Origin of the sequence: Lentisphaera marina (assembly GCF_028745505.1) — a bacterium.
Classification (GTDB): Bacteria; Verrucomicrobiota; Lentisphaeria; order Lentisphaerales; family Lentisphaeraceae; genus Lentisphaera; species Lentisphaera marina.
Genome location: NZ_JAQZZL010000002.1, coordinates 1,057,784 through 1,069,421, shown reverse-complemented (window position 1 = coordinate 1,069,421; position 11,638 = coordinate 1,057,784). Strand labels below are relative to the sequence as shown.

Below are 11,638 nucleotides of genomic sequence, written 5' to 3'. Positions count from 1 at the left end.
TGAAGGCCTTATTAAATGGCTTTAGATAAGGAGGTTTTAAGATTTTATAAGATGAAAAACTATGCTGAGCTATCTACCGTTCCCGGTGCTTTACCGTGATTTAGAAGCTTGTGCTTTAAAGCAATGAGTAGCTCTTTATCTTTACAGTTGCTGACAAGAGTGATCTTTTTGCCATTAGATTTTAAGCTAAGCACCCAAGACGTTGGTTTATCATTAGTTTTTGCACTCCAACTGATATCAAACTTGGCATCATCTCTTTGGCATTCAACAATCTTTGTTCCCAGGGGGTGAGTTTGTTTAACAATCAAGTTTTCTCCCTTGAGGGCGAATTCTCTTTTAATGAATGTTGCTGAGTAGAAAAAGGCTAATGTGATAAGAAAAAATATACCAACGACAAAAGTGACAAAGTACTCTTTATTGTAGATAGCGAAGCCCATGCCCGTGCCGATACCGCAGGTGAAGATAAAAGTAAGTAATGAGGTGCTGATTCTGCGCATTCTAGGCACGGTAATCAGTAGACCTTTACTCATTTCTTGCATATAGATTTTGTAAGTGGGTAAGGCGGCTTCCAAATCATAATTTGATTCAGCTAGTTTCTTTTCTTCAAAGATTTCTATGGGCTTATTTTGTGAATCTTCGGTAACAAAAACAGGAACCAAGAATTCTTCTTTAAAATCAACTCCAGGTGTCTCAGCAATGGCAGTTAATTCCCAGTACTTACTATCACCAGTTGATTGTGAGATTTTGCCACCACTTGGGATATCGAATTCAACTTCAATATTGGTACTGAAGTTGCTACCGCTATTATGTTTAGCTTTGATAGTTTTGCTATCTTCCCAAAGAACATCCCTATGTGTCGTCGAATTTTTCCCTGAACCAGTTCGGTATTTGTGAATGTTTTTGAGGGTAAGCTTAAAGCCATCCAAAGTTTGAACTTCCACAGGAACTTTAATTACTCCTTTACATTGCCCCCCTATTACACCGGGAAAGGTCTCCATATGGAAACTCACTTTGCCATACTTTTTACTTCTTATGAAGTGATAGATAAAGGTCCCAATTAAGCCAAAGGCAATTAATTGAAAGAGACCCACAATTCCATAGGCAAAGATTGGCACTTTTTTGTCTGAATTTAAAATCCCCATCCAAAAAGGCATCATAAAAAGGTTTACAAAAACTGCGACTGCAAATAAGCCCCACACTCCTGTTGAAGTCTTGGCTAAAATGACTGAATCTTGCCAATCCTTATTCCATTTCCATGGTTCATCAGGTGCTTGTTCTTCCAATAACTTTTCTTTTTTACGAGCTTTACTAGAAAAGAGGCCTGCAAACATTATGCCTCCACCAATTAGAGCAAATACGGAGCCAAATGGAATCATAAAAAGAAGCATACGAGTGCGATTTTTACGATCTAAAACGGCTTCTTGAGGATTACTTGGATTTACATAAGAAGGCACTGTTCTACCTTCGTCTAAAGCTTTGTTGAGCTTTGCATATAAGTTCTGATGATACTTAGAGACATTTCCCGTTGTCATATTGAAGCCAACTGTATCGCCTGTGTATTCTTTGCCTTTAAATACATAACGGTATTCCGCCACAACTTTTACAGAATCACCACGACCATCTAATTTTAATTGAGTCAAAGTAGCAGGTGTTTCTAACCACTCTTTCGCTTGATGGTTTTGATATACTGGTTTCAAAGCGAGTCCAATAACAAATATTCCCGCAGCAAAGAAGGGTAATCCAAAAATGGCTAAGAAAATAGATCCGAAAATATTACTTTTGCTTTTACTCACAAAGTCCTCCTAAACTTAGTTTTATACAATAGGCTTACTATACAGCAATTATGAGATAAGTTTATTCCCTTGTTCATTGACGCCCAACAAGTTGCGCATTTCGCATTCCACTGCAAAGGTAAATGCGCAGACCTGTAAAATATACAATAAGGGCATAAATAAAATACCGATCAGAGGAACCGAATACACCACGCAAAATAGCCACCCTAAGCGAGCTGAGTCTTTAAAGGGCATTTGGCATAAGTTGGGAATTTCTATTTCTTCTTCAGCATACACCATCACCACTGTAGCCATAATATCTTTACCCGAACTCCAAGCTACACCCAAGAGGAAAATGGGGTATCCAATAAAGGGAATCCAGCTCAAGCAGAAAAACAAGAGAGTCACCCCCAGAGTTCGAAGTGTGAGGCGTAAGCCCGTTTTAAGTAAACGCAGTAACCAACGTACACTAAAGGGTGTATTGGGACGGTTTCGACTGATTTTCATAACTGAGGCAATCATTTCATCTGTCCAATAAATCATAAAGAGGAACGCTAAACGAACGGAAAGGTATACAATAATGAGATAGCTAATGGCTAAAATGATCAAACCACCAAAGTCGCGAATCCACTGCTCTGGTGTACTGAGCCACGAAAGCCAATTGGGCCAATTGATATTGCCTTGGACCATTGCTTCTAAAGGTTCACGTCCAAAGGCTTGGAAGATAAAATAAAAGAGTACACAAAGCGAGACTGAAGCAAACAAACAAATGGTCACACCAAATGCGTACTTCGCAAATAATTGTTTATCCCGGGAAAATAATTTTAATCCTCCTTTCAGTAGACTCAAACTATTTTCTTTTGCTATCACTCTGCTTAGAGCAGATAAAATTAATTCTTTTTGTTGCTGATCTTGGGCTTGCCCACTAGGCTCCATTCGAGCTATCTCCAATTTTTAATCTCATGTAATCCGCTCCTAGCATCATAGCAAAGGGAAGCATGAAACTAAAAACGAGCAACAGTAGCACCCCTTTTAAGTAACGAAAGCTCAAATTCTTAAGCACTTTCTGTGATTGTTCGGCATTATTGAGTTCGAGGCTCGCAATCTCTCTTACTTTTTCGATTTGCTCTTCTATTGCCCAATGGCTGGTCAAATTCAAACGCAAGTCATTGCGGATTTGTGTGAGGTCGTCACGAACTTGGAGCACTTTGATTTTAATCTCATCTTCTTTGACGTCTAATTTCTTTTTATGTGAGCCTACAAAGTTCTTTAACACCATTAATTTACTCAAGTAGGAATCAACTAAATCACGGTTTTCTTTTTTATCCATTTGGGCGCCGAGTTCTTCCATATAAGTGTAAGTTTCATCTAACTTATTTTGCATGAGAGGTAAATTCTCTAAAGCTTTAGGACCATAAACAGGCTCAAAATCTTTTACGGCTGCCTTTTCTTCTTTGACTTCAATTAAGCCTTCTTGCTGATAAGCTTGGATAACGCCATTAATACGCTTTATCATTTCATCAATGTCTTTATTAAGAGTTGAAATTAGAAGTGATTTATACTCAATTAAATCTGCATCAATTAAACCCAGTTCACCAATTAAATCCTCCAACTCGGCTTCATCTCTATATGATTTGTAGAGTTGCTCTTTTCTATAAGCCACTTCTTGTTCACCGAACTGCAACATGAGTCCACTGAGATTCGTTTTTACTCGCTTGAGTTCTTGGTGAAGTTTCTCACTTTCATTGCCCAGGCTATGGCTGGGCGCATAAGAACTCACTTTAAGTTTACTTAAATAATCGGCAATTTCTAAAGCTGATAAAAACAGCCCACTTAAGAATACTAAGAAGCTAAGGATTTTTATATTTCTAATATAAAAGTTGAGCGTCGATAAATTCTTCATAGTCCTAAACTCCCCAACTTTAATTCCTTGACCTTCTCTTTCAGGCTATCATGATGACGTAATTTTTGCGCTTCTTGCAACCATTTAATTGCCTCTAATTCCAGACCTTTATTCTCAGCTTCTTGAGATTTAATGACAAGCTCTGCTTGTTTGAGGTAAATATTTAAAAGTTGCTTTTTCTTTGGGTCGAGCTCATTGGAGAAATCACTTTCTATCACTCGGATGGACTTTTCGGGTTCTAAAATTGAGTCATTAGCAAGTGCTCTGAATTTTTCATCCATTTTAGCACGAAGTTCCTCAGTACGCTTGAGTTCTTCGCGGCGACGCTGAACCTGATTGCTTCGATCCAACTTCATCTGAGCCGCTGAATCCATTTTTGCTATTTCTGCAGCCGTATACCAGCGATCTCCACGCTTGATTTTGCCTAAGGCCAATTGATCTTGGGAAAAGCCTTCCATTAAATTTGCTTCGACTAAGCTATTCATGGATTCTAAGCCATTTTTAAATTGTTCACGTACCTTAACTTTATTGAGTAAGTAGCCAAAACTACGACAAATATTACAAGGTATTTTGTAGACGCCACTACCATTACAAGTTTGACAAAAACCTGTGGCCTCACAAACGGGACAATCGGTGCTCACTTCTTCAAACTTTTGATCAATTTTCTCTAGGGTAATAATTTGTCCCTTGCGGCACTCAGCATTGCGACAAGTTTTGGTGCCATTACACTTTTTACAGGGGCGATCATTCTTAGCTGAGCCTTCACAAACTGAACATTCATCGCCAAATTGTTCTACATTACAGAAGTCCATCCATTTAACATCACCTATTTCCTGACCCAATTCATTAAGTAGAACATGGATTTTAGTTCCGTATTCCACTTTACCTTGCAGGTAAGCGCCCAAAGTAGCATAGGCGTAAGCCCCTGCTTTTAATTCTGAATTCTCCAAGGCCGTTGCACTCTTTAAAAAGGCACGATAGGATGCGTAGTTATCTGGGGCATTTCTGTAGAGTACCCAAGATGATTTGAATGCTAGGGCATTTTGATAATGACTAGTTTCATTTTCTTGGGAGAATAAGCTAAAAGAAAAAATCAGTAATAAGAGTAGGCGCATAAATTTCCAAAAGTTTATTTTTAAAACGATATACGCTACGCTTTATTGCCGTATAGGCAAAAATATTTAGAGATTAAGAATGAACTCAAGCGCAGAAAGGTCGCAATTTTTAACAGAATTAGGCGCTTCTGCACAAACAATTGGTTTTGCATGGAAGGCAAAGCCTTGACCTGATGCGTGAATCATCGGAAGGTCATTCGCTCCATCACCAACAGCTACGGTAAAAGCTGGGTCAATGCCTTCTTTTTCACATAGTTCTAATAGACTTTCTTTTTTAACTTGGCTATCGACGATACGACCAATGTGTTTACCTGTTAGAGCTTCGGGACCACATTCTAAAACATTGGCACGAACATAATCAAAACCAAAGCGCTCTTGAAGTGAGTCAGCGAAATAAGTAAAGCCCCCAGAAAAAACTGCTGTCTTCCATTCGCTCGCAACAAGTTTTGTCACGAGACTTTCCATACCTGGCATGAGGGGAAGTTCTTCTTTGAGTTCATCTAAGGCTTCTAATTTTAAACCATCCAAAAGACTTAAACGTTTTACAAAACTTCCAGAGAAATCTAATTCACCGCGCATAGCTGCTGCAGTAACTTCTTTTACCTGATCGCCTACACCAGCTTTAACTGCTAATTCATCGATGCATTCGCATTCAATGAGTGTTGAGTCCATATCGAAAGCGATGAAGCCTGTATTAGTCTTGAAATAATCCATTGGTAGGATGATGCCATCTGATTTTGAATTAGCCTGGAGCTTCGCAATTAAACGTTCCTTGATTACCTGAATCTGTACTTCTTCGAGTTCGAGGTGATAGATGAAACAGTTGTAGTAATCATGGTTTTTTTCTTCTGCTAAAGTGTAATCCATTTTTTCGGATTGGAAGAAGTACTCTACGGCTGATTTTGCCGAAGCTGAATCATTAAAAGGGGAAATCAAAAAGAAGTCATATTTCATAAGAATCTCGGTTTTTAAAATTTATTTCGCCTAGATTAACATGTTTACTTCATCAGTGAAGTGAGTTTATGCATTTTTATAAAATTTTGCCGAAGATGCTTTGGGTCTAGGCACAAAAAAAGGCCTCATAATGAGACCTTATTCCAATAACTGCACGCTACCTTAGGAAGGTGATTCATTGAACTCATAAGAACTCATTCTTCCAGTGCCATGTTTTATTAGGATTTTTTCTAGTAAGGCTTTCTTCAGGTCTCTACTCGCACTAGCAGTGGACAGGCTAGGGAATAATTTCAAATAGTCCGCTCGCACAAAGTTTCTATGATGAAAGTTATCTTTAGCAAGCTTAATTCGAGAAGTATAATCATGTGGTTTAAGTTCTGATTTCTCCTCATATTGATTAAGACTGTCGAGAATTTGAGTCAGCATAAATTCAATAAAAAAAGTTGATTCCCCTGCTTGATCACAAAGTTTCAGTACATGGTAGTATTGCGGTTGATTACTTTTAATGAGCGATTCTACGGGGAGGTATTCGAAAAGAGGAGATAATTCCATTAACTTAAGTGTTTGCCATAAACGCCCCATGCGTCCATTGCCGTCACTAAAGGGATGAATAAACTCTAGTTCATAATGAAGGACACAGCTTTGAATTAGTTTGTGATCAAGATCAGATCGAATATAAGCAAAGAGGTCATTTAATAAGCCGGGTACATTTTCGGCTGGTGGTGCAATATGGACAATATCATTACCTTTTTGTATTCCGACCCCACCACGACGAAATTTACCTGCATCATGAATGAGCTTAGACATGAGAATTTCATGTGCTTTGAGAAAATCTTCTACTTCTGTACAATTGAATGTGTTCAGTTGCTCATAAAGTTTGATTGCATTACTCACTTCCAAAATATCTTTTTGTGGACCTAAAATCAGCTTATCATCTATTAGAGCGGTGACCTGATCCAGGCTTAGTGTATTCCCTTCTATTGCTAAGGTAGAGTAAATTGTTTTTATTCGATTCTGACGGCGTAATTGCGGAGAAGTTTTTACACTGAGAGTCATACCTTCTAAACGCCCAAGTTGATGCATTACATCAGCAAGTATGCTTAATATAGTTGGTGTTATTTCATAAGGAGGTTTCATGAGATGACTATAAAGTCATTACTTGATAGTATCAAATGATACTATCATCTAGATTTTTTGATTATCTGTATACAAAGCTAGAAGGCTCTATGTAACTGTGAATGAAATTCATTGACTACAAGAATTATCTAGGCACAAAAAAAGGCCTCATGATGAGACCTTTTTTGAGTAATGAAAGAAAACTTACGGAGTGAACGTCGTAAATTCTTCTTCAATTGGATGAGCATCACTCTTCACTTCCCAAGAGGCATTGCCGTTGAGGAGGTTTTGTAAGTCGCCCATACCATATTTTTCTTTAACGTCTTCAGTCTGCTGAATAACAGCGTCATTGTAAACTGGACGTTCTACCTGACGGAAAATACCAATCGGAGAAGGAACATCCGCACCTTGAAGATCTGCTAAGATTTTAGCATAAGTTGGAGATGCTTGAGCCGTTTCGTGAGTTACGATATCTGCTTCATTTACATCAGCTACATTTTTAACTGCGAGCTCTAGGCCTTCAAAAACAAGGCATTTATCTTTCTCTTTACCAAAGATCAATTTTTCGCCATTCATAAGCTCAACTAAACGCTCACTACGGATTGTTCTTTCGAGAACATTGTCGTGGGCACCATCGTTAAAAATAACGCAATTCTGGTAGATCTCGATGAAAGATAAACCACGGTGATTACGAGCTTCAGAGAAGACGTGCTGCATGTGCTTAGGGTTTGTGTCGTAAGTACGAGCAACAAAAGTCGCACCTGCACTTAGAGCAAAAGATAAAGGATTGATAGGCTCATCAATAGAACCATAAGGAGTAGATTTAGTCACTGTGTCAACTTCAGAAGTTGGAGAGTATTGACCTTTAGTTAAACCATAAACCTTATTATTAAAGAGAAGTACAACCATGTTAACGTTACGGCGAATAGCATGTAAAAGGTGGTTGCCACCAATTGATAGGCCATCGCCATCACCCGTTACCAACCAGATATCTAAATCGGGATTAGCAACTTTTACACCCGTTGCTACAGAAGGAGCACGGCCGTGAATAGTGTGAAAACCATGAGTGTCCATGTAAATGGGGAAACGGCTTGAGCAACCGATACCTGAAATGACAACTTGTTGCTCTTTTGGACGACCGAGATCAGCCATTGTTTTTTGTACAGCAGCTAGAATGGCATAGTCACCACAGCCTGGGCACCATTTAACGAGCTTATCGGCTGTGAAATCTTTTTTAGTGTATTTTTTCTCAGACATAATTAAAGGTACTCACTAATACTGTTAACAAGTTCGGAAACGAGGAAAGGTTTACCCTCGATTTTACAAATTAATTCTGCGTCAATCGCAAATTCTGAACGAAGGATCTTGTGAAGCTGACCTAAGTTGATTTCCACAACGACAACTTTCTTAAAGCGAGACATGAGGGCTTCGAGATCATTGTGAAGAGGGTTTAAATGTGTTAGGTGGGTGTAGGAAAGCGTTTTATGCGTTTTGCGCAATTCTTTAATTGCGGCGCAAATACTACCATATGTACCGCCCCAGCCAATAACGAGAACGTCACCTGAATCTGGTCCCATAACTTCTAGTGAAGGTAAAGACTTAGCGATATTTTTGATTTTCTCTGCACGTTCTAAAGTCATCTTCTGGTGATTTTCACCATCGTAAGAAATATCACCTAGAGTATTGTGCTCTAGACCTGTGAGTGTGTGTTGCAGATCTGGCGTACCAGGAACAACCCATTTACGAGCGCCTTTTTCATCACGAGCAAAAACTTCGTAACCTTCCGCATCACCTTCGTAGAATTCCACGTCAACTTTATCGAGAGTTTTGATATCTGGAACTCTCCACAAGTCAGAGCTATTAGCAACAAAACCATCGGAAAGAACGATAACTGGAGTCATGTACTCGACTGCGATCCTAACAGCTTCACGAGCAGTGTAGAAACAATCTACAGGAGATTTTGGTGCAATAACTGGAACCGAAATCTCACCATTGTGACCGTACATCGCTAACATTAAGTCAGATTGCTCTGTCTTAGTTGGGAGACCGGTAGAAGGACCACCACGCTGAACATTAACAATCACTAAGGGAAGCTCAACCATCGCGGCTAGGCCAACAAACTCAGTCTTAAGACATAAGCCAGGACCAGAAGTTGCAGTTACACCAAGTGAACCTGCATAAGAAGCTCCTAGAGCAACACCAATCGAAGCGATTTCATCTTCCGCTTGAACTGTACGCACATCATAGTGCTTAAGTTTTGCTAATTCGTGTAAAATATCAGAAGCAGGAGTAATTGGGTAAGAACCGTAAACGAGCTTCAAGCCACTTGAGAACGTTGCTGTAGTTAAACCATATGCGAGGGCACTGTTACCCGTTACTTGACGGTAAGTTCCCGAAGGCATGTCGTTACTTTTAATTGTGTAACGATTATTAAAGAGTTCGATAGTTTCGCCATAAGCGTAACCCGCTTCAAGAGCAATCGTGTTGGCTTCAATTAAAATTGGCTTCTTAGCAAATTTCTTTTTGATCCAGTTTTTCGAGAACTCTAAAGAGCGATCATAAACCCAGTACATTAAACCAAGAGCAAAAAAGTTTTTACAACGTTTTTTGTCTGAAGCTTTTAAGTCAATTTCTTCGAGTGCTTTTTGCACTAAGCTCGTCATGCCAACTTCTACAACTTGATAAGTCTCGTGAAGTACCGTGTCATTTTCTAAGGGGTTACTTTCGATACCCGCTTTACGTAAATCAATGGCACCAAAGGAATCTGAGTTTACAACTAAAAGTCCGCCATGCTTGAGGTCTTTAACATTCATAATGAGTGCAGCAGGGTTCATTGCTACTAGAGCATCAGGGGCATCACCATGAGAAGTTACGGGATTTGAACTAAAATTAACTTGGAAGCCAGATACGCCCCCTACTGTACCAGCAGGAGCCCGAATCTCTGCGGGGAAGTCTGGAAATGTTACTACATCGTTACCAGAAACCGCTGATGTATCGGTAAATTGATTACCTGTCAACTGCATACCATCGCCGGAATCCCCAACGAAGCGTACAACTGCACTTTCAATTTCTAAAATATTTGTCTTATTATCTGACATATTAAAAAATCCTGCAAAATATATAAAATTCTAATTAAATGATTGCGCAGACAGTAACATGACTTCTATTCTTTATAAAGAAGTTTTATTAACAAATATTCATAAATTATTCTCTCTGACAAAGAAAGAATTGTCTAAGCATTTATAAAGTCAAAAGTTCACTATGGAATCCACTCAGTTAATTAAAGAAATTCTCTCGGCTAAAATCTATGATCTCGCCATAGAAACCCCTCTCAACAAAGCGCTTAAGTTATCTAAGTCACTCAATAATCAAATTTTCCTTAAGCGAGAAGATTTGCAATCTGTCTTTTCTTTTAAAATTCGCGGTGCCTATAACAAGTTGCGGAAACTCGACAAGAAATCTTTAGAACGCGGGGTCATAGCGGCATCTGCTGGCAACCATGCACAAGGTGTTGCGCAATCCGCCAAGCATTTAAATATACCTGCGACGATTGTTATGCCCACGACGACGCCACAAATCAAAATTGATTCCGTTGCGGAGAAAGGTGCTGAAGTGATTCTTCACGGCGATAACTTTGATCAAGCATGTGCCAAAGCTTTTGAAATTCGCGATGAACGCAATTTAAGTTTTATTCATCCCTATGATGATTGGGATGTTATTGCTGGGCAAGGGACGATTGGAGTGGAAATCCTAAAGCAACTGAACAATGAGCCTGACTATATTTTCATTCCTGTCGGAGGTGGAGGTATTGCTGCAGGAATTGCGAGCTTCGCAAAATACCTCAGTCCCAAAACAAAGATCATTACTGTAGAATGCGAGGATTCAGCTTGTTTTAAAGCAGCTTTTGAAAAAGGTGAACCAACTCAGCTTCAAGAAGTAGGCATATTTGCGGATGGGATTGCAGTCGGAAAGATAGGAAATAAAACTTTTGAAGTACTCAAAAGTAATGTAGATGAAGCGATCACAGTAAGTACTGATGAGATCTGTTCTTCTGTTAAAGATATATTTGAAGAAACGCGAGTCGTTGCTGAACCAGCTGGAGCAACCGCTTTAGCTGGAGTGATAAAATATATTAAAGACAAACAAATTGAAGACAAACAAATTGTCACCATCATAAGTGGTGCAAACACGAGCTTTGGTCGTTTGAGGCATATTTCTGAAAGAACTGAACTCGGCGCTGAAAAAGAAGCTCTTTTTGCCGTCTCTATCGAAGAAAAGAAAGGAAGTTTCCGTCATTTCTGCCAGCTCTTAGGTGGGTCGAGCATTACTGAATTCAATTATCGTTATAGTAAAGACGACAAGGCACAGATTTTCGTGGGAATTGAGCTGAAAAATGGCGACCAAAGTCGACTCGCAATTATTGATAACTTAAACAAATCCTCGATTGAGCATATTGATTTGAGTAACAATGAAATTGCTAAGCTTCACTTACGTCATATGCTTGGTGGTCAAAGCGAAGTAAAAAACGAACACTTCTACCGCGTTCAGTTCCCTGAAAAACCTGGCGCCCTACTTAAATTCCTCAATGATTTAGGTTCTGATTTTAACATCAGTTTATTTCATTATAGAAATCATGCGTCAGCACATGGCCGCGTGCTTTTAGGGATTCAACACGCCGATTCAGAGCTTATCGAAGCCAGACTTAAAGAAATTGCTTACCCTTTCTTTCCCGAGGATTCTAACCCTGCATGTAACTTATTTACTAGAAATTAATCTAA

General features: G+C 39.2%; 9 protein-coding genes. 1 reads left to right on the top strand and 8 read right to left on the bottom strand.

The annotated features are described in order from the left end of the window. Positions 1-59: 59 nt before the first annotated feature. From PQO01_RS15285 to PQO01_RS15250, 8 genes are all read right to left on the bottom strand, one after another. A complete protein-coding gene (locus PQO01_RS15285; RefSeq protein WP_274314955.1) occupies positions 60-1,793 on the bottom strand; it encodes a DUF3592 domain-containing protein in 1,734 nt (577 codons plus the stop codon). A 48-nt stretch (positions 1,794-1,841) separates the two neighbouring features. After that, positions 1,842-2,708, bottom strand: coding sequence for an EI24 domain-containing protein (locus PQO01_RS15280; RefSeq protein WP_274314954.1), 867 nt, complete (start codon positions 2,706-2,708; stop codon positions 1,842-1,844). Further along, a complete protein-coding gene (locus PQO01_RS15275; protein WP_274314953.1) occupies positions 2,698-3,675 on the bottom strand; it encodes a hypothetical protein in 978 nt (325 codons plus the stop codon). The genes PQO01_RS15280 and PQO01_RS15275 overlap by 11 nt, the downstream gene beginning before the upstream one ends. Continuing rightward, complete coding sequence (locus PQO01_RS15270; RefSeq protein WP_274314952.1) at positions 3,672-4,790, bottom strand: DnaJ-like cysteine-rich domain-containing protein; 1,119 nt, start codon at positions 4,788-4,790, stop codon at positions 3,672-3,674. Before PQO01_RS15270 ends, PQO01_RS15275 begins: the two co-directional genes overlap by 4 nt. Before the next feature lie 66 nt (positions 4,791-4,856). Then, on the bottom strand, positions 4,857-5,744 hold the full coding sequence (serB, locus tag PQO01_RS15265) for a phosphoserine phosphatase SerB (protein WP_274314951.1): 888 nt from the start codon (positions 5,742-5,744) through the stop codon (positions 4,857-4,859). A 162-nt stretch (positions 5,745-5,906) separates the two neighbouring features. Further along, entirely contained in the window at positions 5,907-6,881 is a 975-nt protein-coding gene (locus PQO01_RS15260; protein WP_274314950.1) for a Fic family protein, read from the bottom strand. 183 nt (positions 6,882-7,064) lie between these two features. Next, positions 7,065-8,117, bottom strand: coding sequence for a 2-oxoacid:ferredoxin oxidoreductase subunit beta (locus PQO01_RS15255; protein ID WP_274314949.1), 1,053 nt, complete (start codon positions 8,115-8,117; stop codon positions 7,065-7,067). A gap of 2 nt (positions 8,118-8,119) precedes the next feature. Beyond that, positions 8,120-9,958 carry a 2-oxoacid:acceptor oxidoreductase subunit alpha gene (locus tag PQO01_RS15250; RefSeq protein ID WP_274314948.1) on the bottom strand — a complete coding sequence of 613 codons (1,839 nt, stop codon included), beginning with the start codon at positions 9,956-9,958 and terminating at the stop codon, positions 8,120-8,122. Between the two features lie 163 nt (positions 9,959-10,121). Here PQO01_RS15250 and ilvA point away from each other — a divergent pair, with 163 nt between their 5' ends. After that, on the top strand, positions 10,122-11,633 hold the full coding sequence (ilvA, locus tag PQO01_RS15245; protein WP_274314947.1) for a threonine ammonia-lyase, biosynthetic: 1,512 nt from the start codon (positions 10,122-10,124) through the stop codon (positions 11,631-11,633). Positions 11,634-11,638 lie beyond the last annotated feature (5 nt).

Coding starts and splice junctions, on each gene's coding strand:
- PQO01_RS15280 (WP_274314954.1), bottom strand. CDS start 2,708: ATGGAGCCTAGTGGGCAAGCCCAAGATCAGCAACAAAAAGAATTAATT.
- PQO01_RS15275 (WP_274314953.1), bottom strand. CDS start 3,675: ATGAAGAATTTATCGACGCTCAACTTTTATATTAGAAATATAAAAATC.
- PQO01_RS15270 (WP_274314952.1), bottom strand. CDS start 4,790: ATGCGCCTACTCTTATTACTGATTTTTTCTTTTAGCTTATTCTCCCAA.
- serB (WP_274314951.1), bottom strand. CDS start 5,744: ATGAAATATGACTTCTTTTTGATTTCCCCTTTTAATGATTCAGCTTCG.
- PQO01_RS15260 (WP_274314950.1), bottom strand. CDS start 6,881: ATGAAACCTCCTTATGAAATAACACCAACTATATTAAGCATACTTGCT.
- PQO01_RS15255 (WP_274314949.1), bottom strand. CDS start 8,117: ATGTCTGAGAAAAAATACACTAAAAAAGATTTCACAGCCGATAAGCTC.
- PQO01_RS15250 (WP_274314948.1), bottom strand. CDS start 9,958: ATGTCAGATAATAAGACAAATATTTTAGAAATTGAAAGTGCAGTTGTA.
- ilvA (WP_274314947.1), top strand. CDS start 10,122: ATGGAATCCACTCAGTTAATTAAAGAAATTCTCTCGGCTAAAATCTAT.